At 34.8% G+C, this 24,781-nt stretch carries 29 protein-coding genes and 1 riboswitch; of the genes, 25 read left to right on the top strand and 4 right to left on the bottom strand.

Annotated elements, in window-relative coordinates; genetic code table 11:
- Positions 1–282 precede the first annotated feature (282 nt).
- From resD to AC1DS7_RS09060, 4 genes are all read left to right on the top strand, one after another.
- Positions 283–999, top strand: a complete 717-nt coding sequence (resD, locus tag AC1DS7_RS09045; protein WP_002011758.1) for a DNA-binding response regulator ResD — start codon at positions 283–285, stop codon at positions 997–999.
- Positions 999–2,774 carry a sensor histidine kinase ResE gene (gene resE / locus AC1DS7_RS09050; RefSeq protein WP_085963310.1) on the top strand — a complete coding sequence of 592 codons (1,776 nt, stop codon included), beginning with the start codon at positions 999–1,001 and terminating at the stop codon, positions 2,772–2,774. The genes resD and resE overlap by 1 nt, the downstream gene beginning before the upstream one ends.
- A gap of 143 nt (positions 2,775–2,917) precedes the next feature.
- Positions 2,918–3,499: a cob(I)yrinic acid a,c-diamide adenosyltransferase gene (locus AC1DS7_RS09055; RefSeq protein ID WP_002086651.1), complete on the top strand. Its 582-nt coding sequence runs from the start codon at positions 2,918–2,920 to the stop codon at positions 3,497–3,499.
- Positions 3,500–3,584: 85 nt separating this feature from the next.
- Complete coding sequence (locus AC1DS7_RS09060; RefSeq protein WP_002141020.1) at positions 3,585–4,199, top strand: peptidoglycan DD-metalloendopeptidase family protein; 615 nt, start codon at positions 3,585–3,587, stop codon at positions 4,197–4,199.
- A 205-nt stretch (positions 4,200–4,404) separates the two neighbouring features.
- Here the strand turns inward: AC1DS7_RS09060 and AC1DS7_RS09065 are convergent, their stop codons facing one another.
- Positions 4,405–5,091, bottom strand: a complete 687-nt coding sequence (locus AC1DS7_RS09065) for a hypothetical protein (RefSeq protein ID WP_002030740.1) — start codon at positions 5,089–5,091, stop codon at positions 4,405–4,407.
- Between the two features lie 248 nt (positions 5,092–5,339).
- Positions 5,340–5,479, top strand: a riboswitch (FMN riboswitch).
- A 163-nt stretch (positions 5,480–5,642) separates the two neighbouring features.
- On the opposite strand from AC1DS7_RS09065, the gene AC1DS7_RS09070 reads away from it, so the two are divergent.
- Positions 5,643–6,221, top strand: a complete 579-nt coding sequence (locus AC1DS7_RS09070; RefSeq protein ID WP_002011769.1) for an ECF transporter S component — start codon at positions 5,643–5,645, stop codon at positions 6,219–6,221.
- Between the two features lie 117 nt (positions 6,222–6,338).
- Here AC1DS7_RS09070 and AC1DS7_RS09075 read toward each other — a convergent pair whose 3' ends face one another.
- On the bottom strand, positions 6,339–6,587 hold the full coding sequence (locus AC1DS7_RS09075; RefSeq protein ID WP_001151994.1) for a ferredoxin: 249 nt from the start codon (positions 6,585–6,587) through the stop codon (positions 6,339–6,341).
- A gap of 297 nt (positions 6,588–6,884) precedes the next feature.
- Between AC1DS7_RS09075 and AC1DS7_RS09080 the strand changes: the two genes are divergently transcribed.
- The 12 genes from AC1DS7_RS09080 (at position 6,885) to AC1DS7_RS09135 (ending at position 16,895) form a co-directional block, all read left to right on the top strand.
- Positions 6,885–7,946 (top strand): YpbB family protein, encoded by a 1,062-nt coding sequence (locus AC1DS7_RS09080; RefSeq protein WP_476998924.1) that lies wholly within the window; start codon positions 6,885–6,887, stop codon positions 7,944–7,946.
- On the top strand, positions 7,936–9,465 hold the full coding sequence (locus AC1DS7_RS09085; protein ID WP_002188974.1) for a RecQ family ATP-dependent DNA helicase: 1,530 nt from the start codon (positions 7,936–7,938) through the stop codon (positions 9,463–9,465). The genes AC1DS7_RS09080 and AC1DS7_RS09085 overlap by 11 nt, the downstream gene beginning before the upstream one ends.
- Positions 9,465–10,028 carry a CPBP family intramembrane glutamic endopeptidase gene (locus tag AC1DS7_RS09090; protein WP_002064506.1) on the top strand — a complete coding sequence of 188 codons (564 nt, stop codon included), beginning with the start codon at positions 9,465–9,467 and terminating at the stop codon, positions 10,026–10,028. Before AC1DS7_RS09085 ends, AC1DS7_RS09090 begins: the two co-directional genes overlap by 1 nt.
- 22 nt (positions 10,029–10,050) lie before the next feature.
- Positions 10,051–10,530 carry a LysM peptidoglycan-binding domain-containing protein gene (locus AC1DS7_RS09095; RefSeq protein ID WP_002030746.1) on the top strand — a complete coding sequence of 160 codons (480 nt, stop codon included), beginning with the start codon at positions 10,051–10,053 and terminating at the stop codon, positions 10,528–10,530.
- A 71-nt stretch (positions 10,531–10,601) separates the two neighbouring features.
- Positions 10,602–11,378, top strand: a complete 777-nt coding sequence (locus AC1DS7_RS09100; RefSeq protein WP_002126398.1) for a metallophosphoesterase — start codon at positions 10,602–10,604, stop codon at positions 11,376–11,378.
- Positions 11,378–12,253 (top strand): MerR family transcriptional regulator, encoded by an 876-nt coding sequence (locus AC1DS7_RS09105; protein ID WP_063218620.1) that lies wholly within the window; start codon positions 11,378–11,380, stop codon positions 12,251–12,253. Before AC1DS7_RS09100 ends, AC1DS7_RS09105 begins: the two co-directional genes overlap by 1 nt.
- A gap of 77 nt (positions 12,254–12,330) precedes the next feature.
- Positions 12,331–12,939 (top strand): genetic competence negative regulator, encoded by a 609-nt coding sequence (locus AC1DS7_RS09110; RefSeq protein WP_002011786.1) that lies wholly within the window; start codon positions 12,331–12,333, stop codon positions 12,937–12,939.
- A gap of 348 nt (positions 12,940–13,287) precedes the next feature.
- Positions 13,288–14,574, top strand: coding sequence for an NAD-specific glutamate dehydrogenase (gene gudB, locus AC1DS7_RS09115; RefSeq protein ID WP_000225168.1), 1,287 nt, complete (start codon positions 13,288–13,290; stop codon positions 14,572–14,574).
- A gap of 80 nt (positions 14,575–14,654) precedes the next feature.
- Entirely contained in the window at positions 14,655–14,864 is a 210-nt protein-coding gene (locus tag AC1DS7_RS09120) for a hypothetical protein (RefSeq protein WP_215588882.1), read from the top strand.
- Positions 14,865–14,958: 94 nt separating this feature from the next.
- Positions 14,959–15,195: a DUF3961 domain-containing protein gene (locus tag AC1DS7_RS09125; RefSeq protein ID WP_002011789.1), complete on the top strand. Its 237-nt coding sequence runs from the start codon at positions 14,959–14,961 to the stop codon at positions 15,193–15,195.
- Between the two features lie 79 nt (positions 15,196–15,274).
- A complete protein-coding gene (locus tag AC1DS7_RS09130; protein WP_002011791.1) occupies positions 15,275–15,805 on the top strand; it encodes a peptidoglycan recognition protein family protein in 531 nt (176 codons plus the stop codon).
- Positions 15,806–15,914: 109 nt separating this feature from the next.
- Positions 15,915–16,895 (top strand): YpdA family putative bacillithiol disulfide reductase, encoded by a 981-nt coding sequence (locus AC1DS7_RS09135; RefSeq protein ID WP_215588883.1) that lies wholly within the window; start codon positions 15,915–15,917, stop codon positions 16,893–16,895.
- 33 nt (positions 16,896–16,928) lie between these two features.
- Here the strand turns inward: AC1DS7_RS09135 and ansA are convergent, their stop codons facing one another.
- A complete protein-coding gene (gene ansA / locus AC1DS7_RS09140; protein ID WP_215588884.1) occupies positions 16,929–17,903 on the bottom strand; it encodes an asparaginase in 975 nt (324 codons plus the stop codon).
- A gap of 213 nt (positions 17,904–18,116) precedes the next feature.
- Here ansA and AC1DS7_RS09145 point away from each other — a divergent pair, with 213 nt between their 5' ends.
- The 5 genes from AC1DS7_RS09145 (at position 18,117) to AC1DS7_RS09165 (ending at position 22,610) form a co-directional block, all read left to right on the top strand.
- Positions 18,117–18,290, top strand: a complete 174-nt coding sequence (locus tag AC1DS7_RS09145) for a DUF5359 family protein (RefSeq protein WP_002135263.1) — start codon at positions 18,117–18,119, stop codon at positions 18,288–18,290.
- A 130-nt stretch (positions 18,291–18,420) separates the two neighbouring features.
- Positions 18,421–19,098: a (d)CMP kinase gene (gene cmk, locus AC1DS7_RS09150; RefSeq protein WP_002011798.1), complete on the top strand. Its 678-nt coding sequence runs from the start codon at positions 18,421–18,423 to the stop codon at positions 19,096–19,098.
- Positions 19,099–19,428: 330 nt separating this feature from the next.
- The gene (gene rpsA / locus AC1DS7_RS09155) at positions 19,429–20,577 is read left to right on the top strand and encodes a 30S ribosomal protein S1 (RefSeq protein ID WP_002126412.1); all 1,149 of its coding nucleotides are present in this window, start codon (positions 19,429–19,431) and stop codon (positions 20,575–20,577) included.
- Positions 20,578–20,589: 12 nt separating this feature from the next.
- Positions 20,590–21,639, top strand: coding sequence for a type 2 isopentenyl-diphosphate Delta-isomerase (locus tag AC1DS7_RS09160; RefSeq protein WP_002141028.1), 1,050 nt, complete (start codon positions 20,590–20,592; stop codon positions 21,637–21,639).
- Between the two features lie 251 nt (positions 21,640–21,890).
- On the top strand, positions 21,891–22,610 hold the full coding sequence (locus tag AC1DS7_RS09165; RefSeq protein WP_252188818.1) for a hypothetical protein: 720 nt from the start codon (positions 21,891–21,893) through the stop codon (positions 22,608–22,610).
- 211 nt (positions 22,611–22,821) lie between these two features.
- On the opposite strand, the gene AC1DS7_RS09170 is transcribed toward AC1DS7_RS09165, so the two are convergent.
- A complete protein-coding gene (locus AC1DS7_RS09170; RefSeq protein WP_000513901.1) occupies positions 22,822–22,956 on the bottom strand; it encodes a YpzI family protein in 135 nt (44 codons plus the stop codon).
- 117 nt (positions 22,957–23,073) lie between these two features.
- Between AC1DS7_RS09170 and AC1DS7_RS09175 the strand changes: the two genes are divergently transcribed.
- The 3 genes from AC1DS7_RS09175 to AC1DS7_RS09185 are packed head-to-tail and all read left to right on the top strand — an operon-like array spanning position 23,074 to position 24,753.
- Complete coding sequence (locus tag AC1DS7_RS09175; protein ID WP_193652579.1) at positions 23,074–23,685, top strand: YphA family membrane protein; 612 nt, start codon at positions 23,074–23,076, stop codon at positions 23,683–23,685.
- Positions 23,678–24,571, top strand: coding sequence for a YIEGIA family protein (locus AC1DS7_RS09180; protein WP_002086625.1), 894 nt, complete (start codon positions 23,678–23,680; stop codon positions 24,569–24,571). Before AC1DS7_RS09175 ends, AC1DS7_RS09180 begins: the two co-directional genes overlap by 8 nt.
- Positions 24,568–24,753, top strand: coding sequence for a capping complex subunit for YIEGIA (locus AC1DS7_RS09185; RefSeq protein ID WP_002086624.1), 186 nt, complete (start codon positions 24,568–24,570; stop codon positions 24,751–24,753). The genes AC1DS7_RS09180 and AC1DS7_RS09185 overlap by 4 nt, the downstream gene beginning before the upstream one ends.
- Positions 24,754–24,781: the final 28 nt, after the last annotated feature.

Raw genomic sequence — 24,781 nt, forward strand, 5'->3', positions numbered from 1 at the left:
GTATGTCACTTTCCTATTTTATTTTTGTCAAATTTTCTTCTTTTTTGAGAAAAACATGACAAAGTAGCGGTTGATTCTGTAAAATGATGTCGAGGACCAAATATACTGTTCAAAAAAAATACATAGTTTTGGAAAAAAAATGAACAAACTTTATTATTCTTGTGAAGCATAATATGGGAAGTGGAACGTTAAAAAATGCTTAATTAAACGAGGATAGGTGCAACATTATATTGTAGAAGGGTAGGTGTAAACCGTTGTGGTAAAAGTACGCAGCGGGTAGAAATGGAAAATGAATCAAGAATTTTAATTGTAGACGATGAGGATCGTATTCGTCGTTTATTAAAGATGTATTTAGAAAGAGAGCAATACACAATTGAAGAAGCGGATAATGGTGATACAGCTTTAGAAATGGCGTTACAAAATGATTATGATTTAATCCTACTGGATATTATGATGCCTGGTAAAGATGGTATCGAAGTGTGTAAAGGGATTCGTGAGAAGAAAGCGACGCCAATTATTATGCTGACAGCAAAAGGTGAAGAAGTAAATAGGGTACAAGGGTTTGAAGTTGGAACTGATGATTATATTGTAAAGCCGTTTAGCCCGCGTGAAGTAGTACTTCGTGTGAAAGCGGTATTACGCCGCGCTGTACCAACGACATTCTTTACACAAGATACAACGACGAAAGATGTTACTGTTTTCCCTCATTTAACAATTGATAATGATGCGCACCGCGTTACAGCGGATGGTAATGAAGTAAACTTAACACCGAAAGAATATGAATTACTATTATTCTTAGCGAAATCCCCGGATAAAGTTTTTGACCGTGAGCAATTGTTAAAAGAAGTATGGCAATATGAGTTCTTCGGAGATTTACGTACAGTTGATACGCATGTAAAGCGTTTACGTGAAAAGTTAAGTAAACAATCACCAGATGCAGCGAAAATGATTGTTACCGTTTGGGGCGTAGGTTACAAGTTTGAGGTTGTGAACGACTGATGCTTTGGAGAAGTGTAGTAGGGAAGTTATGGATGACCATATTACTTCTCGTTTCGTTTGTTCTTGGATTTGTTGCTATTTTACTTTCACAGTTTTTTAGAACGTATTATGTTGATATGAGTGAAGCTAGGCTTCAGAAAGTTGCAACAAGTGTCACGGAATTAATTGAAGAAGGTGCCGATGTAAAAACGATTGAGGATATTGCTTACAAATTTTCTGATCCACTTTCAAGGATTATCATTGTAGAAGACGGTAAGGAAATTTCTTCTTCGCCGAAACAAGAAGGATTAGTTACTCTTACAATAGATGATTTGAAAAATGATAAAGAATTAGCAGCTGTTTTTACAGATAAAAAGGATATTAAGAATAATATTAGAAAAGCTTCTAATAGTAGGAAGAATAAAAATACTGAAAATGATATTATGATCGTCGGGAAACCAGTACAGTCAAAAAATCAAAGTGCAGTGTTTGTATATGAATCATTGCAAGTTCCAATACAAGGTATGGAGAGAACGACTGATTTTATTTTCTTATCAGCCGGGATTGCGATTATTTTAACAACTTTCTTTGCATTTTTCTTATCTACTCGAATTACGGCACCGCTTCGTAAAATGCGTGAGGTTGCATTTGAGGTAGCGCGCGGGAAATTTGATACGAAAGCCCCTATGGTGTCTCAGGACGAAATTGGTGAGCTTGCAACTGCTTTAAATCAAATGGGAAAACAGTTGAAGTTTAATATGAATGCCCTGCAGCAAGAAAAAGAGCAGTTAGCTAGCATTTTGAGTAGTATGGCAGATGGTGTTGTTACGTTAAATCAAGAAGGTGAAGTCGTTGTTATCAACCCACCGGCAGAACACTTCTTACAAGTTTGGCAAGAAGAAAAAGAAGTAGAGTTAATTAAAAAACTGCCTTCTGAACTTGTTGAACTATTCCATCTCGTTGTAGAAAGTGAGCAACAACAAGTTGTTGAAATTAATTTGCAAAAAGGTAACTACGTAGTTCTTATGACACCGCTTTACAATCAAACAAAAATTCGTGGAGCTGTAGCAGTATTGCGAGATATGACGGAGGAGCGTCGTCTTGAGAAAATGCGTCAAGACTTTATTGCGAATGTATCACATGAACTTCGTACACCGATGGTAATGCTTCAAGGATATAGTGAAGCAATTTTAGATGATATTGTGCAAACGAAAGAAGAAATTAATGAGTTTGTTCAAATTATTTATGATGAATCTGTTCGTTTAGGTAAACTTGTAAATGAGTTATTAGATTTAGCCCGTATGGAAAGTGGACATGTAGAGTTACATATAGGTGAAGTAGATATTCATCCATTTGTCGAAAAAATTGGCCGTAAATTCCAGGGGATTGCAAAGGATAAAGAAGTCCAATTAACAGTGGATTTCCAAAGTCCAATTGAACAATATCCGTTTGATGCAGACCGTATGGAACAGGTACTGACGAATTTAATTGATAATGCAATCCGTCATACAAATGCAGGTGGACATGTTACACTTGTAATTAATACGAAAAATAGTGGCCTTACTTTCGAAGTGCAAGATTCAGGTGCTGGTATTCCAGAAGAAGATATTCCGTTCTTGTTCGATCGATTCTATAAAGCTGATAAAGCAAGAACGCGAGGGAAAAAAGTTGGAACAGGACTCGGGCTTGCGATTGCTAAAAATATTGTTCAAGGTCATGACGGGAAAATTTCTGTATCAAGTGTCGTTGGAGAAGGAACTACATTCTCTGTATATTTACCAAATCGTATAATTTAGATATATATGTTTTTTAAAAGTTGATCATGAATAAAAGCTTTACTGTTTTTTTATTTTTTTGTAAGTGCAATTAAATAAAGAATGGTGGAGTTTTTTTTCTTTAATAATCAGAATGAAAATAAAAAGAGAGGTGTCATAATGAAATGAAACTTTATACAAAAACAGGTGATAAAGGGGAAACGAGTGTCATAGGTGGCCGAGTGGATAAAGATCATATACGTGTAGAAGCTTATGGAACAATTGATGAGGCGAATTCTCATATCGGATATGCCATGTCTAAATTACAAGAGGAATGTTTTCGTAACATTTATAACGAACTTGAAAATATTCAACATGAACTATTTGATTGTGGAGGGGATTTAGCAATAGTAGAGAAGAAAATCCCTTATAAAGTAACGATAGAGATGGTCGAGTATTTAGAGAGACGAATTGATTCGTATACAGAAGAAGCGCCACCTTTAGAGCGTTTTATTTTACCAGGCGGTAGCGAGATATCGGCTGCACTACACATTGCACGTACAGTTATAAGAAGAGCAGAACGTTGTATAGTGTCATTGCAAAAAGAAGGAGAAACCAATGAAATTGTTCTAAAGTATATAAATAGGTTATCTGATTATTTATTTGCGCTTGCTAGAGTAATAAATGCGCGTTTACAAGTGAAAGATGTGGAGTATAACCGCAGTGCACTTGTTTTTCGTAATAAAGAAGAGAAGGAAGTGGAGTAATACACTTTCTTTTTTTTGTATACTTTTTTCTGTAATATCCCACAATAGAGAAGGTATGACGGCTATTAGAAAACGGAGGATGTATATGAAAGCGTTAAAATGTGGCGTGGTGATATTGAGTGTATTATTTTTATCTCAATTACATGTTTACGCTGAAGGGAATCAGTGGATATGGCCTGTTGATGGGCAGATAAGTGATTATTTTGGGACAAGACATGGGAAACACTATGGTATTGATATAGCTGCGCCTATTGGAACGCCTGTTGCAGCTATTCAAAATGGTAAGGTGACAAAGTCTTATTTTTCAAGTAGTTATGGAAATGTTGTGTTTATTAAACATGGAGAATATGAGGCTGTTTATGCGCATTTAAATAAGAGATATGTAGTTCAAGGTGATAACATTTCAAAAGGAGAGCTAATTGGAGAGGTAGGGAATACAGGAGAATCGCGAGGAGCGCATTTACATTTAGAAGTGCATCAAGGGAGATGGACGATGGAGAAAAGGAATGCGATGAATCCGTTGCTTGTTTTAAATGAACAAAAAAATCAAGTTGTGTCATCATCACTATATATTGTACAAAAAGGTGATACTTTAGTTGGTATTGCCCGGAAATTTAGTATGACAGTTGAGGAAATTAAAGTGAGGAATGGATTGCGACAAGAGCAAATCTATCCGAACCAACAACTATACGTCAAGTAAAGGCAACGTCCCAAAAGCATAACTTTTGAATAAATTTATTTTCTTCTTATTTAAGATTTCGATAGTAAATGAAATTATATCGAACATAGCTCTTATTATATCGACATTTCGACAAGAAATGTCGACTAACAATAAAATACGACAATAAGAGCAACCTATTCCTAACGAAAAACCGTCCCAAAAAGATCTTTTGGGACGGCTTCTTTTACCAAAAAATAAAGACACATATAAATCCAGTAATAGCTAAGTAGCTATATAAGTAAAAGACTTTTGTTCTTGTTTTTTCTTTTGTCCGAAATAGTACGATAGTTGGTTCGATTAGACCAATTGTAAGACAAAGTAAACCAAGAAGCATAAAGCCAATTGAAAGAGAATACAGGGCGATTTGTGGTGCTTGAAATGGAATCATCCATTTTAATAAAAATGCAATAAGTGCAGTGTAACAAATGCAACCGATGTATTTATTCAATGGTGTATCAGAACGGAAACCAGGAAGTTTCTTGGAAAACGGACGGGAAACAACTTCCGTTTGTAAAGATGTATGTTCTTCAATTATTTTTTGAGCTTCTTTTCCTTTTTGGAAAAGGGATAAAATCCAATTTCGCTCACCTTGGAAAATAAATTGAGAAGTTGTTAAATAGTGATCAACTTTTACCTTATTCCAACTCTTCCATGGATGACGCTCACACAATTTTAATTTACTTTCTGTTTTTTTATCATACTGATAAATACTTATGCCATCTTGGTCAAAAGTAGCGTAGTATGTCTCTCTTGAGAATGTGCCTAGATCAATTGGACAGTAGAAAAGTAATTCTTTTTTCAAATAAAAGTATTCTTTTCTTAAGTTCTTTTTCATTGCTTCTCGAATAGAGTGTCTTTTATCTTTCTTCATGACATTTCCTCCATAACTCAGAAAATGTTCTTATCTTAACAATTCAACATCTTATCACTTTTGACGACATATGACTAGGGGGATTCATAAGAGAAATACCGAATTATAAAAAATATGGGTTGTATTGTAAAATATAGTGATCGTTTCTTTAATTATATAAAATTAATAACTTATTTTTAGTAAGTTACACTTTTTTTGTTCACAATACGATCATGTTGTTGTATAATGAAGTGGAAAATAGAATATCGGTCTATCTTCGGGGCAGGGTGAAAATCCCGACCGGCGGTGATGAACATTTAATAATTTCGTTCTAAGCCCGCGAGCCGTTAAGGCAGGATTTGGTGTGATTCCAAAGCCGACAGTACAGTCTGGATGGGAGAAGATGGAGGTTCAAGCGTTCAAAAAAGATAAGTATTTGAACGTCTGTTTGATGTGCCTTAAAATTCTCCCTTTGTGTAAATCACAAAGGGTTTTTTCGTTCTATGAAAAAATAGGCATAGCAGAACCTTTCCACTTTCCATGAGAAGATCGATGGAAAAGGAGAGAGAAAGATGAAACAAAAAAACAGTGTAGTGCAGATGGTGAGTGTAGCGATGCTAAGTAGTATTGCGTATTTACTAATGATGTTGGATTTTCCATTCCCAGGGCTTCCGCCATTTTTAAAAATTGATTTTAGTGATGTGCCAGCTTTAATTGCGGCGATAATTTTTAGTCCAATTGCAGGTGTAATTGTAGAAGCGATAAAAAATATTTTGCATTACGGAATTCAAGGAAGTTTAACGGGAGTACCAGTAGGAGAAGTAGCAAACTTTATAGCCGGATGTTTATTTATTGGTCCAGCAGCATTCTTATTCCGAAAGTATCGCACAGTAAAAAGTTTAACGACAGGATTAATGCTAGGTACAATTACTATGACAGTTATTATGAGTGTGTTAAACTACTTTATTATTTTACCAGCGTACACTTGGTTTTTAAATTCACCAGCTATGTCTAGTGATATTATGCGACAAACTATTGTAACGGCGATATTACCGTTTAATGTAATTAAAGGAATTGTTGTAACAATTGTATTTGTAGCACTATTTTCACGCTTGAAAGTATGGGTATTTGCAAAAATGAAAAATGCTTAAAAATATTAAACCATTGGCAGCGTAACTGCTAATGGTTTTTTTGTTAGTGAGAATGAAAAAGAGTGCAAAAAATCCCCCTCATACTTATGAGGGGGATTTTTTGAAGTTAATAAAGGACTATTCGAATTTTAAAGAGTCGCCATCAAATGATTCGTCAGCAACTTTAATTGAGTCAGTTGGACAACCTTCGAATGCATCCATCATATCTTCAATTAATACATCTGGAATTTCAACGATACCTTGGTTATCGTCTAATGTTACAAATGCAATGCCTTCATCATCATAGTCATAAATGTCTGGTGCAGCAGCACCACAAGCACCGCATGCAATACAAGTATCTTTGTCAACGATTGTATATTTTGCCATATTTTTTCCCTCCTGATAATATGTATGTGAAAAGTTCGCCAAAAAATTATAATCTTATTGTAAAACGGTTTTAAAAACTTTTCAACATAAAATTATAATGATAATGCTTATCAATTAGAGTGTCAACTTATTTTTGAATTATTTCATAAGATTTTCAAAATACTTAAATGTTATTTCGTTTGATACAATAGAATATATACAAGCATGTAGTGTGAATATGATAAGTTAAATGAATAGCAGTTAATGTGCAATCGTATTGAAAAAGGAATGAAGTTAGACTGAGAGGTGGAAGCGGTAATGCAGCTACAATATACTTTATTATATTGTTTAAAACAATTGAATGGTGAAAGAACCGTTTCTTCGATTTATTATTTATTAAAAGGAAAGAGATCGTCGCAAACATTACAAGATGGGAATATGTTTCAAATTTCTTTTTTGTTTGGGATTTATAAGTCATTAAATAGAGCTGATTATGATCAAGAAGTAGCAAAGTTGTTACAAACGGATTTAGTTCAAGGTATACATGATAATACATATGTGTTAACGACGGCTGGTAACGTGCAATTAAACAAATGGGAAGGTGACTTTGCCTTTCCGACATATTTAAATGGTTTACACTATGGTGAAATAGGTGAAACGTTTTGGAAGAGGTTATCATTGATCGTTCAAACTATTTCGAATTTACAACAGGCGAATACGAAATTTATTCCAATTCAACAGGATACAGAAATAATGATGTGGGTGAAACGTTTTCTCACTGGAATACCGTATATGAGAAGTGAATTGGCTAAAAGATTATGGAAGGAAATGCATACTCTTTTACAAAAAAATAATCCAGTAGAGGCGACAATCGTAATATATCGGTTAACTGGGTATAAACGTATTGGGTGTACTTTACAACAATTAGCGGAAATTATGAAACAAGATATATTTCGAGTGTATTTTTTATTTTGGGGTACAATCCATTTCCTTATTCAAGAAGTTCGCAATAAAGAAAATGAGTTTCCATTATTAGCTGAAATTGTATCTTATCCAAATGAGAAAGCTGATTTATTTAGTTTATCAACGAAAAAAACATATAATCTTTGGAGACAAGGACGCTCTTTAGAAGAAATAGCAACAATTCGGAATTTGAAGGTTGCCACGATAGAAGACCATTTTGTAGAAATTGCTTTACGAGAAAAAGAATTTTCTATTGAAATGTTTATGGAAAAAGAAAAAATGGAAAAAGTAACAAAAGTAATTGAAGCATTACAAACACGTAAATTGCGTGTGTTGAAGCAAGCGGTTGGAGAGGAAATCTCTTATTTTGAAGTACGTCTTGTATTGGCACGGATGGAGGGTATAAATGAAGCTTGAGGAATATTTATATAAGTGGTTTGGATATTCTGAATTTCGTCCGGGGCAAAAAGGAGTTATTACGGACTTATTGGAAGGAAAAGATGTTGTAGCAATGCTTCCGACTGGAAGGGGAAAGTCAATGTGTTATCAACTTCCGGGGCTTCTGCAAGAGGGTACGGTGCTTGTTGTATCACCATTATTATCTTTAATGGAAGACCAAGTTACGCAATTAAAGTATGTCGTGAAAAATCGAGTTATTGCATTGAATAGTTTTCGGACGTTAATTGAAAAAAGAGAAGCAATGAAAAAGCTATCTTTTTATAAATTTGTTTTCGTATCGCCAGAGATGTTGCAGTCGGAACTTCTAATAAGAGAATTGAAAAAAATTCATATTTCATTATTTGTCGTAGATGAAGCGCATTGTATTTCACAATGGGGCTATGATTTTCGGCCAGATTATAAAAAATTAGATAAAGTAATTGAGAGTATCGGATCTCCGACAGTATTAGCATTAACAGCAACTGCGACAAAGGATGTATTGCGAGATATAGCGGAAAGTTTAAATCTAAAAAATATTGCTGAGCATGTGTACTCAATTGATCGTCCAAATATTGCGATGGAAGTGCAATTTGTGGAAACAATAGAAGAAAAAAAAGAGGCGCTTTTTGAGCATGTAATGTATTTGCAAGGGCCTGGTATTGTTTATTGTTCAAGTAGGGCCTGGACAGAGCGTTTAACCGAGTATTTAAGAGGAAAAGGAATTACAGGTGTAGCTTTTTATCATGGTGGTATGGAACATGAAGAGCGTATGTTAATTCAACAACAGTTTATGAATGACCAGTTGCAAATTGTAATATGTACAAGTGCTTTTGGGATGGGGGTAAATAAGGCGAATACAAGATATATTATTCATTTTCAATATCCGACAAATGTAGCTTCATATTTACAAGAAATTGGAAGAGCGGGAAGAGATGGAGAATTGAGTATAGCCATTTTATTATGTAGTCCATTGGATCACGATTTGCCAATTTCAATCATTGAAGATGAATTACCAAGTAAATCGCAAATACAATTTTTATTTTCGTTACTACAAGAAAGAATGTTTCAAACGAAAGTATTACCATTAGAAGATGTAGAAGAAATTTGTTATAATGCAGCAAGATTTAATGAACAGTATTGGCGCTTTACACGTTATCATCTCGAACATCTTGGAATCATACAACAGCGAAATCTCATGTTAGAGAGCTTGTCAGATGAAATAATGCACAGATTAATAGCGGAAGTGGAAGTGAGAATGCGTAATAAATATAGTGAGCTAGAAAATATGAAGTCATGGATACAAGTTCAAGGATGTAGACGTGAATATTTATTACAACAATTCGGTTATAGAAAAGAAAAAGAGATAGAAAACTGTTGTGATTACTGTGGTATTACAAAAACGGATTATAAAAAAAGACGAGCGCAACAGTTAGTTTTCGACTATAATTGGGAAACAGAGTTACAAAAGCTTTTCGGCCTAAGAAAGATGGAGGAATGATGAACATTCAAAGGCATAATGTTGAAGATATGAGTCCGAGAGAAATAAGACTGAATCTCTACATAACACAACTAATCATTATTGGTATCGGTTGTTTACTAGCATATATATTATTTCAAGATAAAAGAGAAGTTTATAGTTTATGGAAATGGGAACCGGTTTCTATACTTTTAATAGGTAGCTTGTTAGCGATTTGTATTGTGTTATTAGATTATGTTGCAATGCGAGTGTTTCCAGAATCTTGGTTTGATGATGGTGGCATTAACGATAGAATGTTTCAAGGGATTTCTGTCATGCATTTACTCGTTATCACGTTTATTATTGGCTTTGCGGAAGAGTTTTTATTTAGAGGTGTAGTGCAGACTCATTTCGGAATTGTAATAGCGAGTTTAATTTTTGCTGTGTTACATATTCGGTATATAACGAAGCCTTTTTTGTTTTGTTTCGTCTGCTTTATTAGTTTTGTTTTTGGTTATGTATTCGAGTGGACAGGAAATTTGTTTATAACAATCTTTGCACACTTTCTTGTTGATTTTATAATGGGGCTCCAATTAAGAAAATAAATGGAAGGTGGTGGTGAACAACATGAGAAAACGAATTCCTGATTTTGAAGAGGAGTTAGAAGTTGAGCAAGTGGAAGAAGATGAAAGTTTACCGCCGCGTAGTGAAATTCATAGAAATAAAGAGAACAAACCAAAGTTTAAAATGAATCACATTTTCGTCCGAGTGTTAACATTTTTGTTCATATTGTTACCTATTAGTATCCTATGGTATACAGATAAGTATATACAAGTAAAAAGTGATAGTAATAATGCTGAGAAAAGTGCGTTTGAAGTAATTTTCTTTGATTCCGCTAAGACTGAATCAAAGAAGCAGTCTGAGAAAGTAGCAACTCATGTTGTGAAAGATGGAGAAACTTTAGAAAGTATAGCGAAGCAATATTTCTCAGATGAAGATGGGATAGAAATCATAAAAAAGTATAATGATTTACAAGAAGACGAAGTGAAGGTAGGACAAGAATTGAAAATTCCTATAAAAGATAAGTCCACGAAGTATGAGAGCTAGCTAAATGAGTGATATATAGCTCCACATAAAATTAAGGACTATACTTTACGAGGAGGGAGAGTAAAAAATATATGTCATGGATTATATTATTATGTACTCTCATATGCATTGGTTTTGTATGTCTTCTTGGAATGTATAAAGAAGCGATGCGTAATACAGTGTTGGAACATACTTTAGTATTCGAAGAATTTCCGGAAAGTTTTCAAAAAGTTAAAGTTTTTTTTATTTCGGATATTCATAGAAGGATCATTTCTAGCTCGCTAATTGAACGAGTGAAAGGAAAAGCAGATATCGTAATTATTGGCGGTGATTTAGCTGAAAAAGGAGTACCTTTATCGCAAATCTCTTTAAATATTCAAAAGTTAAGAGAAATAGCCCCTGTATATTTTGTATGGGGAAATAATGACTATGAAATTGAATATCACGAATTAGATGCTTTATTAATAGAAAATAATGTGAAGGTATTAGATAATACAAGAGTTGTATTTGAATCTGAATTAGGAGAGAAAATTTGCTTACTCGGTATCGATGATGTTGGATTAGAACGAGATCGTTTAGATTTAGCGTTGTCTGATTGTAAAGAAGAAGGTTTTCGCATTTTAATTAGTCACAACCCAGATATAATAAAGAAAATGTCTGGTAATGAACAAATTTCGCTCGTATTAAGTGGACATACACATGGAGGCCAGATTCGGTTGTTTCCATCTGAAAAGTATTTAAAGGGTGGCGTATATAAGCATTCTAATACGACTCTCTTTGTTAGTAATGGGTATGGAACAACATTGTTCCCTCTTCGTTTTCGGGCACCTTCCCAAACACATATCATTACGTTATGCGGAGGGAAATAATGCCGAATTCAAATGGAAAATATAATATAAAAGCTGTCTCAAATATACTCGGAATTCAACCGAGTACACTTCGCGCATGGGAAAGACGCTATCATATTATTGCCCCAAAGAGAAATCGTGCGGGGCATCGTTTATATACAGAAGAGCATATTCATATTTTGAAATGGTTAATGAACAAAGTTTCTGAGGGGATGATGATTGGACAAGCAGTTCAGTTATTAGAAGGGAATCGGTTGCAGAACAACGTTCAAAAAGAAAAAATTACTGATACAGAAGTTGTTTTAGTGGACGATATACTACAAGCTTTGTTAGAATTTGATGAAATTACAATTTCTGCATTATTAAACGAGGTTTTTAGTATATATTCAACGGAAAAGGTTGTTGCAAGCATCATTCTTCAAGTGGCAAACAAGTTGTTAACTTTAAAAAGTAATAATGAGATTACAATGTCGCAATTCAAATATGTTGTATCATTCTTACAAACACGTTTAGGGATGATCTATCATAATGCGTCGGTGTATTCTTCCGTTAACAAAGTTTTCGTTTTAGAAAATAATATATTAAAAGGATTTATTTTCGCGACGTATTTACGACTAAAAGGATATCAAACAATGTATATGGGGACAAGTTTAGATGAAGAAGGTATTTTACTAGCTATTGAACAATTACAACCTAAATATTTGTTTATATCTTTTGATGATGAACGAGAACTTGAAGAGGCAGTAGAATTTATTGACTTGTTGCAAGAAAAAAATGAAAACATTTCTGGTGGTTTTATAGGAAGAAAAGGCATTGGAGATGAATTAAATCTTCAAAATATCCTAATTGGTAACACGAAAGAAGAATGGGATGGATGGTTAAAGATGCCGGAATAGTCGTTCGAAAAGAACCATCTATTTTATATTTCATATAATAAAAATTAGATGCAATGGTTACGTAGGGAGGGTATGAGATGAGACTGGAACGTTTAAATTATAATAAGATTAAAATTTTCCTAACATTTGATGATTTATCTGAACGAGGATTAACGAAAGAAGATTTGTGGAGAAATGCACCGAAAGTACAGCAACTATTCCGTGATATGATGCAAGAAGCAAATACAGAATTAGGGTTTGAAGCGGATGGACCGATTGCTGTTGAAGTATTTTCTCTACAAGCTCAAGGTATGGTTGTAATTGTAACAAAAGAAAATCACGAAGTGGACACAGAAGATGAGTTCCGTGACGAGTTTATTGAAATGCAAGTGACTCTTGATGAAAGTGAACATATACTTTACGAGTTTGCTACATTAGATGATGTAATCAATTTGTCAAATCGCTTATATAACCTTGGTGTAACTGATGGGAAGTTGTATACGTGGGATGATCGTTTTTATCTTTGGATAGAAGAAGAAGAGCAATTTCAATTATTGAAGGCGGATTTTATAGCTATTTTAGCGGAGTACGGTAATCCGTCAACAGCAACAATTTACCGCGTAATGGAATATGGTAAAGAATTAATGGATTCTCAAGCGATTGAACAAATATACAATTACTTTGTGAAAAAACAAAACCTCAGCTAATGTAACGTAGCTTGAGGTTTTATTTTTATTCAGCTGAAAATCTAAAATCTATAAAACGAAGTGTAGGTAACAAGACTAGCCGATCTGTATGTTAAAATGTAATCAGTATTTCTTGATGAAATAATGGTTTTATCGAATGTATTTTGATGAAAATAAAAAATATTTAAATATTTAAGTATTTTACTTTTCTAAAAGCAATAAAAGGACTATAATAATAGTGAAAACGCTTGCAATACAAAATAGTTTGTATATATTTGTTAGCGTTTTCTATTGCATTCCAAATTTAACGGTGTATACTAGGCAATGAAGGTTTACTAAACAAGTGAAATTACAGGGGGTTTACTTACTATGGTAGCCGAAAAGGGAACTCAAACGAAAACACAACAACAAGGGGAACAACATTTTGAATTGTTAAATTCAACACAAATTGTAATTAATGAAGCATTAGAAAAATTGGGTTATCCAAACGAAGTATATGAATTATTGAAAGAACCAATTCGTATGATGACAGTGAAAATTCCAGTTCGTATGGATGACGGGACTGTTAAAATATTTACAGGATATCGTGCACAACATAATGATGCTGTTGGTCCAACGAAAGGTGGAATTCGCTTCCATCCAAACGTAACAGAAAATGAAGTGAAAGCACTTTCTATTTGGATGAGTTTAAAATGTGGTATTGTTGATTTACCATATGGTGGAGGTAAAGGTGGAATCATTTGTGACCCACGTGAGATGTCTTTCCGTGAATTAGAAAGATTAAGCCGCGGTTATGTACGAGCAATTAGCCAAATTGTTGGTCCGACAAAAGATATTCCGGCTCCAGATGTATTTACAAACTCACAAATTATGGCATGGATGATGGATGAGTATAGCCGTATCGATGAATTTAATTCACCAGGATTTATTACAGGTAAACCACTTGTATTAGGTGGATCACACGGACGTGAAACAGCGACTGCAAAAGGTGTAACAATTTGTATTCGTGAAGCTGCGAAAAAACGTGACATTGATATTAAAGGTGCACGCGTTGTTGTTCAAGGATTTGGTAATGCGGGTAGCTTCTTAGCTAAATTTATGCATGATGCAGGCGCGAAAGTAATTGCAATTTCAGATGCTTACGGTGCATTACATGATCCGAATGGATTAGATATTGACTACTTACTAGATCGTCGCGATAGCTTTGGTACTGTAACAAAACTATTTAATAATACAATTTCAAATACAGAACTGTTAGAACTTGATTGCGACATTTTAGTTCCTGCTGCAATTGAGAACCAAATTACAGAAGAAAATGCTGATAAGATTAAAGCGAAAATTGTGGTTGAAGCTGCAAATGGTCCAACTACATTAGAAGCAACAAAAATCTTAACAGATCGTGGTATCTTACTTGTTCCAGACGTATTAGCAAGTGCTGGTGGCGTTACGGTATCTTACTTTGAGTGGGTACAAAATAACCAAGGTTACTACTGGACTGAAGAAGAAGTAGAACAACGTTTAGAAAAAGTAATGGTAAAATCATTCGATTCAATTTATGAAACATCACAAGTTCGTAAAGTGAACATGCGCTTAGCTGCATACATGATTGGTGTTCGTAAAATGGCTGAGGCTAGTCGCTTCAGAGGTTGGGTATAATATATAATGTTTTGAGAAAACGTGATTTCCTTTCGAGGGAATCGCGTTTTTTTGTTGAAGTATTAAATGAGGTGTTGTATATGGGGAATGAAATAATGGAACGAGTAGACCAATTAGAAGAAAAGGTTAAGGTGTTAGAGGGTGAACTTGCAAGAGCTAAGAGAGCCCGAAAAACAAGTGCCGTTCGGGTGTTCGGCGAAGGATTATTATTCTTAATATTTGGTGCAGTTGTAGTTGGACCGATTATCGCGTTAATATTCACAATTATTACTTGGTTTGGTGAAAAATAGAATAAAAAATAAAAAAGAACGCTTGTTCTGTACGAACAAACGTGCTATACTTTCCTTAGATAAGCAAAACGGAAATGATTTTAAGGAGAGATAAATGATGAAAATGACAGTAGACCAAAGATTTATGATGCCAGCAGATGTTGTAGAACGAGTGGAAGTATTACGAAATAAACAAAGCAAGCGTGGCACATTATTACAATCGGTAAATAAATTTTTCGGTTTAGATACGAAAGAAGATTGTATTTGGTTTTACGGTTTTTACGGAGTGGCTGTAAGTATTGTATTATTTATGGTATTCACATCAAATATTTTCGATGTTCTCTTCGCATAAGAAATATGCCATAAGGACATTGCCACCGAATACATATATAAGGAAGTAAGGTAATTTTTTAGAGCGGGAGTTGGTAGTAATGGCGATGTTCCCTATAGAGCGTAACTATATTGGGTATGGAAATTCACGACCAGGAATTCCTCTTTCAAAAGTAAGATTTATTGTAAGTCATGACACGGGGAACCCTGGTAGCAATGCGATAGGAAATCGGGATTACTTTAATGAAATACAACCGAAAGCTTCAGCGCATACATTTATTGATGATAAAACAATATTAGAAATTGTCCCTATAAATGAAGTTGCGTACCATGTTCGATACAATGTGCCAACGGATAATGAGTTATTCGGTTATGATGCGAATAAGGCTGCAATTGGGGTTGAACTTTGCTATGGTGGCGACGTAAACTTTTGGGAGGCGTATACTCGTTTTACGTGGTATCACGCTTATTTATGTCAAAATTTCGGTTTAAATCCTAAAAAGGCTATTGTGTCACACAAAACGTTGGATCCTACTCGGAAAATCGATCCTGAGAATGTATTAGGGCAACAAGGAATTAAATTTCAGCAGTTTTTAGCAGATGTCTATCGGATGTATGTTTCGTTTAGATGACAAATATATGAAAAATGAATACAATAAAGATAGATGCCTACTGCTGTAAGTAGGTTTTTTCTTGTTTATATAAATAGAGCAGAGGTAGAAGACTAGGAGTGAACTAAGTATGCAAAAAGAAACAGTTATTATTATCGGAGGCGGTCCATGCGGATTAGCAGCGGCGATTTCGTTGCAAAAAGTGGGGTTAAATCCGTTAGTAATCGAAAAAGGAAACATTGTAAATGCAATTTATAATTATCCAACTCATCAAACATTTTTCTCCTCTAGTGAAAAATTAGAAATTGGTGAAGTTGCTTTTATTACAGAAAATCGTAAGCCATTTCGTAATCAGGCGCTTGCGTATTATCGTGAAGTAGTAAAGCGTAAATCTATACGTGTAAATGCATTTGAACGAGTGGAACAAGTTCAAAAAGATGGTGATGTTTTTAAAGTTGAAACGACGAAGCGTGACGGAAACAAAGAAATATATGTTGCGAAATACATTGTTGTCGCAACTGGATATTATGATAATCCGAATTATATGAATGTACCTGGTGAGAAACTTGAGAAAGTAGCTCATTATTTCAAAGAAGGACACCCTTATTTTGATCGAGATGTCGTTGTAATAGGTGGTAAAAATTCAAGTATAGATGCAGCGTTAGAGCTTGTTAAATCGGGTGCACGTGTAACAGTTCTATACCGTGGTGGGGAATACTCGCCAAGTATTAAGCCATGGATTTTGCCGGAATTTGAGGCGTTAGTACGAAATGGGACAATTCAAATGCATTTCCATGCGCATGTAAAAGAAATTACTGAGCATGCGTTGACGTATACAGTAGATGGTGAGGCAAATACAATTCAAAACGATTTTGTATTTGCTATGACGGGTTACCATCCAGACCACAGCTTCTTAACAAAAATGGGAGTTCGGATTGATGAAGAAACAGGGCGCCCGATTTATATAGAGGGTAGTATGGAAACAAACGCTGAAAATATTTTTATTGCAGGTGTAATTGCTGCGGGGAATAACGCAAATGAAATATTTATCGAGAACGGTAGATTCCATGGAGATGCGATTGCGCAAACCATTGCATCAAGAGAAGAATAAAAAGAAGCTGTCGAAATCTTCGACAGCTTCTTTTTAATCGTGCATAAACATATGTTGGATTGTTTCGTGAGAGTTTGTGTTTTCTAGTGCGACTAGTAATTTAATTCGCGCCTTTTGAGCGTTTAAACCGTAGGTGAAAACAATGCCCATATCTTTTAATTGTTTTCCGCCACCTTCATAAGAGTATACGTCTTGAACGATACCGTTAAAGCAGCGTGAAACTAATACAATTGGAATGCCTTTTTCTATTAATCGCCCTAGACTAGGAAGTGTTCTTGGAGGTAAATTACCTTGTCCAAGTGCTTCAATAACAATTCCGTCTACTGGTATTGTTTCGATTGCTGATAATAATGTATCATCCATACCTGCGTATGCTTTTAGAACGACAACGTTTTTAGAAATCTGTCGTACTGTGCATGTTTCGTGATGCACTAAAGCATGATGGAAAACAACACCACGTTTTGTTACCATGCCAATTGGTCCGTACTGTGGACTTTGGAATGTCGCGACATTACTTGTGTGCGTTTTTGTTACATTTGTAGCACAATGTATTTCGTCATTTAATACGACTAGAACGCCTTTTTCAGCAGCTTCATTACTACTAGCAACTTTTACAGCTGATAAGAAATTATATAGACCATCGGCACCTAATTCATTACTAGAACGCATTGCCCCTGTCACAACGATTGGGATAGTTGCTTGAACTGTTAAATCAAGAAAATAAGCTGTCTCTTCTAATGTATCGGTACCATGCGTAATGACTACGCCGTGAATATCGTCTTGTTTTACTCTTTCGTCAATGATGACTTGCAATTGTAGCATTTCGCTAGGAGTCATGTGAGGAGATGGAAGATGGAACACATCTTCGACAATTAAATCAACATCGCCTTCTAAATCAGGAATGAATTTTAAAAGAGGATTCTTTTTACCTGGTTGTACGACCCCAGTTTCTTTATCTTCCTCCATTGCAATTGTTCCACCTGTGTGTAAAACTAGGATTCTTTTCAATGCTTATACCCCTTTCAAGTTGAAAAATACATTTAGAACATAACATGTTTTGAGTAAATTCGACAATGAAAATGTATAAAAGTATGCTTAGAAAATGACAATAAAATAAATTACCTTAAGTGTGCTCCGGTAAGTGGTTATTAGGTTAGGTTTTGTTTATGGAAATTTATGAGAGTGGATGTGTAAGTGTAGAGAGGGAAGGAGTGAGTTTTTTTGAAAAAAGTGGAGAAAATTATAATTCGTATATTACTGATTCAATTTATTTTTCTTTCTGTCGTCCAACTGCTTTTTATACATAAATCTTCAGTGAAATATTTATCGAAAATTGTTTATTACGAAGGTGTCGTCACGAAAAATAAGGCGGAAATCTTACAGGTGAATAAGTAGTTTTCATTTTCTTCTATGATGGATTATGCTACAATTATTGAGGATTTAATGACGTGAGGCAAATGAGAAGAAGCAGGGGGAAAATACCTGCTTTTCGTTTTGTTTTATAAGTGAAAAATGAGGTGTTACAATGGATAAACGAATTTCGATTGCTATAGATGGTCCAGCGGCTGCTGGGAAAAGTACAGTGGCAAAAGTTGTTGCAAAAAAACTTTCATATGTTTACATTGATACAGGCGCAATGTACCGTACTATTACATATGCAGCCCTTGAACAAAAAGTGGATATTGAAAATGAAGAAAAGTTAATGGAAGTTGTAAAAAATGTAAATATTGAATTTCAGCAAGGGGAAAATACACAACTTGTATTTTTAAATGGACAAGATGTTTCTGAAGTGATTCGTACGCCAGATGTGACGAATCGTGTATCTATTGTAGCAAAGCATCGTCTTGTTCGTGAAGAAATGGTACGTCGTCAACAAGGATTAGCTAAAAAAGGCGGCGTAGTAATGGATGGCCGTGATATTGGTACACATGTACTACCGGATGCTGAAGTGAAAATCTTTATGCTTGCTTCTGTAGAAGAAAGAGCGGAAAGAAGACATTTAGAAAATATGAATAAAGGTTTCGATTCTAATTTAGAGCAGTTAAGAGAAGAAATTGCTAGGCGTGATAAATTAGATTCAGAACGCGAAGTTTCTCCTTTGAAAAAAGCTGATGATGCATTGGAATTAGATACAACTTCTTTATCAATTGAAGAAGTTGTCCAAAAAATTATGGGTATTGTTTCAGGAGTATTTGCGAAATAAAGAAAGAGGACTATCCTCTTTCTTTTTTTTTTTTGAAATGTAAAGGATAAGTGAATTATAAGTCTCTTTTCTTGACAAATGGGCTAATTTGTAAGAAGTTAGTTACATAGGGGAAAAAATGTCAGAATATATTCGCTATTATATTTCAAATCATACTTTCTTCAAGATGATTTTGCTGTATACTATTTATATAGATTTAATATAGTTTCTTGTGAACTGTATTGAAACAGAATATGTGATGATAAATTCTTAAACATGCAAATGAAAACATTTGTTTTCATTTCGTATATACATAAAAATGCTTTGTCAATTCTGTAGGGAGGTATTTCCATGGTAGAGAAAATGAATGAAGAAGTTATGAATTCAAAAGAATTACAAGTTGGTGACGTTGTTACAGGTTCTGTAACGAAAGTTGAAGAGAAACAAGTTCTTGTAAATGTTGGATACAAAACAGATGGCGTAATTCCGATTAGTGAATTAGCTAACGTTCATATTGAAAAAGCAAGCGATGTTGTAGAATTAGATCAAACACTTGAATTGAAAATTATTAAATTAGAAGATGATGATCTTGTTTTATCTAAGAGAGCTGTTGACGCAGAAAAAGCGTGGGTAGAATTACAAGAAAAATTTAATTCTGGTCATGTATTTGATGTTATTGTAAAAGATATCGTGAATGGTGGGTTAGTTGTGGACCTTGGTGTTCGTGGTTTTATCCCAGCTTCACTTGTAGAAGTACATTATGTAGAAGACTTTGCTGACTATAAAGGAAAAACATTAGCGGTGAAAATTGTTGAATTAGACCGTGAAAAAAATCGTGTTATTCTTTCACATAAAGCGGTAGTAGAACTAGAACTAGATTCTAAGAAAAAAGAAGCAATCTCTTCGTTAAAAGAAGGGGACATTGTTGAAGGAACAGTACAACGATTAACGGATTTTGGTGCTTTCGTTAACGTTGGTGGTGTGGACGGTTTAGTTCACATTTCACAAATTTCACACGAACGTGTAGAGCAACCTTCTGAGGTATTAGAGCAAGGTCAAAAGGTAAAGGTAAAAGTGTTATCTGTTGATGCTGATACGCAACGTATTTCTTTATCAATTAAAGCAGCTCAGCCAGGACCTTGGGAAAATGTTGCTGGCGAAATAAAAGCTGGAGATATTCGTGAGGGAGTAGTAAAACGCCTTGTTACATTCGGTGCGTTTGTTGAAATTTTACCTGGTGTTGAAGGGCTTGTACATGTATCTCAAATTGCAAATCGTCACGTGAAAAATCCAAATGAAGTATTGGAAATGGGACAAGAAGTAAAAGTGAAAGTACTTGAAGTCCATGTAGCAGAAAAACGTATTTCTTTAAGCATAAAAGAAACGCTTGAAGAAAATAATGTAACAGAAGATTATAGCCAATATGAGCCAAATGCTGATTCGGCTACTTTCCAGTTAAGTGATATTATTGGTGAACAACTGAAAAAATTAAAGAAATAAAGAGGGGTACAAGTGGTAAGGGCAAAACGTAAATTAGATCATATTGAATATGCTCTTTCTACTGGTCAGTCTCGTACGCATGGCTTTCATGATATTGATTTTGTGCATCAAAGCTTGCCAAATTCAAGTTATGACACTATAACATGTGAAACAAAAATCGGCGAACTTTCACTAAGTTCGCCGATTTTTATCAATGCGATGACTGGTGGTGGAGGAGAGCAAACATTACATATTAATGAGCAATTAGCATATGTAGCGAAACATCATAACCTTGCTATGGCTGTAGGTTCGCAAATGGCAGCTTTAAAAGATGAAAGTGAAGCGGCTTCGTATAAAGTTGTTAGGAAAGTAAATCCGAATGGGATTTTTTTCGCAAACTTAGGAAGTGAGGCAACTGTCGAACAGGCAGAGCGTGCCGTTGATATGATTGAAGCGAATGCACTGCAAATTCATTTAAATGTCATACAGGAGTTAACGATGCCAGAAGGAGACCGTGATTTTACTGGTGTACTTCAGCGGATTGAGAAAATAGTTTTAAAAAGTAAAGTACCTGTCATCGTAAAAGAAGTCGGTTTTGGAATGAGTAAGGAAACAGTACAACAGTTAGCGAATATAGGTATAACAGCAATTGATATTGGCGGACAAGGTGGTACGAATTTTGCTGCTGTTGAAAATGAAAGAAGACAGCGAATGCTTTCTTATTTTAATAACTGGGGCATACAAACAGCTACCTCGATTATTGAAGCAACCTCTACAAATAATAACCTCTCTTTTATTGCATCTGGGGGTATACAAACAGCACTTGACGTGGCGAAGGCAATCGCATTAGGGGCGAATACAACTGCGTTTGCTGGATACTTTTTACGTATTTTAATGCAAGATGGTGTTGAGAATTTAGTGGATGAAATTGATCTTTTACATACAGATTTAAAATTTATTATGACAGCTCTTGGCGTGAAGACGATAGAAGAGTTACAATCTGTACCTCTTGTTGTAAAAGGTGAAACGTACCATTGGTTAGCGCAGCGAGGGATTGACACTGTACATTATAGTAGGCGATAAAAAATCAACCATCCGGTTGATTTTTTTGCGTTTTATTTTCGTAAAATGAAGAGGGAGGGCGAGAAGTTATCGTTCTATATAATTCTATAAATGGAAAAAAGAGAGAATTTACATTATAATAAAAGTATATATAAATATCTTGTAGAAAAGCTAAAATTGAAAAAAAGGGGTTATAAAAATGAAGAAATGTAGAAAATATGTTGCTGAATTATTGGAGGATTCTCACTTTTTCCATGTTTGTGGAGAGAAACATGGCAAAAGTAAGAAAGTATTCCTCTCTATATAGCTGGTTAGCGATAAAACAAGATAAGAGATTGCTATTTAAGAGTCAAAAGAAACAAGGGAAAATTTACGATAATTTTGGGGATGAGGATGTTAATAAAAAAGGAGATAATGTATCTTCAAATAGTAAAAATTCAATAGGACGCATTACATATAATAGTGAATATTTTAACATCCATGCACGAAATATAAGAGAAGATACAGCGGTTTCTGGATATAATAAAAAGGTTGAAATTTCATTAACTTCAAATGTAAGAGAAGGAGATTCTAGTTCAACAACAGCGCAATCAGCAATTAAAACGGCGAATATTGCAATCGCAGTCGGGAATAAATTGTATAGGAATCCAACGGTGAATGCAGGAAGTGGAATAGAAGCACTAATTTTGCCGAGGGAATTAGGAGAAGACAAAAATCCATCGGAAGATTCGTATGTAATTTATTATTTTAATATACCAAATGAAGCGAGTTTAAGTAATGCTGAAGTAGTATTACTTTCTGATCAAGGAAATACCATTGTGAGTAGGGAAATTAAAGGAGAAAAAGAAGATATTGTAGGTGCGAAAAAAGAGGTTGAGCGAAAGTTAAATGAGATAGGAGAGATGGATTATGTACGTGTAGAGGGAAAGAGTAAAGATCCTTCTCTACATACGTATTATGTTATTACATATTCTAAAAACCAACAGGTGTAGTTACGATTGACGCCTCGTTGAGTGATAGGGTTTATAATGCAAAAACAAAAGAATTATATTACGAGTAGAAATAAATAAAATAATTGTGTAAAAAGACGGTTTCGTACAATATCGAAACCGTCTTTTTGTATTGCCTATTTGAGGGCAACTTGATTGGTGTGAGCTAATAATCAGTGGGGATGGATACCCCCCCACTGAGGTTTCACTTTATTTAATGCTGATTCTGCTTTCGAGCTTGCTCCGGTGTATCAAGACTTGTTGCACCGGGATATTGAAGTGATTGGTCGCGATCAGATTCAACGCGGCGTGATTCTCTTAGCTTTCGTTCTTGGCGATCTTTACCCATTGTGAGTTACACCTCCTTATTAAAAGTTTTGCTGTTATGAGAAAAACTATGCACAAAGAAAAGGAGGATTAACTTTCATAAAAAGTTCCCATAATGGAAATCATAGGAGGTGAAATGATGGATGGGAGTACTTTTTATTTTGTTGCTTGGATAGGGTGGATTGTCGTGACCTTTTTTATGAAAAAGGAATCTATTCGTTGGAAAATAAGTGCTTGTATATTAATTTTTATTATTTGTTCTCAGTTAAATGTGACGATTGCTTCTTTCACGATATCGGTAAATGCCCTTTTGCTTTGTATTATTTCTTTTGTAGGTATCGCGTTATATTCTATTTGGAAAAAATTATATACCTTACTTTCGGCACTTATTATTGCAATGTTATATACAAGCTTTCATTTGTTAGAAGTATATGATCCAATTTGGATTGTGGTTGATAGGTTGTTGCTGTTAAGTGGTGCACTTGTGTATGCATCGGTTTTATTGCACGGGGATCGCATATTACGATTATGCTCCTTATATATAGGGATGTTACAAGGAGAATTATTGGTGACGCTTATTTTTCGTAAATTACATTTTCCTTATGAATACGGCAGTTTAGCTTTTTTAGATGTTGCTGCTGTTTCCACTTTATTTATGGCGATTTTACTTTGGATTACAAAGGCATCGGTATATATGGAACAATTTAAGAGGAAAACACGTAAAAGAAAGGCGAGGGTAATACATGACTGAATATACACCAGCTATTTTATGTGGCGTAATTGCAGGTACAATAACTAGGTTGTTAATGCTTCGTACCGATACGAGGCAATATCCGACGAGGCTTCACGGGAAAATTATTCATATCGCGATGGGATTAATTGCGGCTGCCTTAGGAGCAATTGCGATTCCGTCTGTTTTGAAAAAAGATTTCTCTGCAATTACATTTCTTACGTTAGCAGCGACGCAATTTCGTGATGTGCGCAATATGGAAAGAAATACGCTTCAACAATTAGATGGATATGAGCTCGTACCACGTGGTAATACATACATTGAAGGAATTGCATTAGTATTTGAAAGTCGTAACTACTTGGCGATGTTAACGTCGTTTGTAACAACGTTTGCGTATATAGGATTCGATTCATGGATTGCCGGGGTAATTACTGGTATAGTAAGTTTTTTCATTGCGAAAAAATTAATGTCAGGTAAAAGACTTCATGACCTTGTAGAAATAGAGCACGTTCCACTTCGTTTTGAAGGAGCGGGACTTTATATTGATAATATTTACATTATGAATATTGGATTGCCAGCAAGGCAAGAAGAAATTATGAAATATGGAATGGGATTTATTTTAAAACCGAAATCGATAGATGCGATGGTTACAATCTCAAACTTAGGACAACGGCAAGCTATTTTACATGATGTTTCGGTTGCTTTAGGAATATATAGAGATTCTGGAACGCCGGCACTTGTACCGTTAGCGAAGCGTGATTTAGAGGATGGGAGAGTTGGGATTTTTGTTCTGCCGCAAGATCAAGATGCAGAAAAAGCGATAGGGGTAATCGGAAATGTACCAACATTAGAGAGTGCTGTTCATATGTCATCAGAAGCTCCGAAAGGAAGGGGAGATAAGAGATGATGTTAGAAAGTGTTATTCTCGCAGTCATTACAACAACACCAGAGAAATTTGCAGGTGGTGCCCCTTTATTTATTTGCGAGTCGACAGAGGAACTGGAATTTGTTGCAAATAATTTAGAGGCTATTTTAGATGGTATTGCACATCGCTTACAAGATAATGTATATATTATTGTGAAACATTAGTAACGTGTGGTATAATGTGAGGTGTTTT

It is taken from the genome of Bacillus sp. P4_E1 (assembly GCF_056401715.1).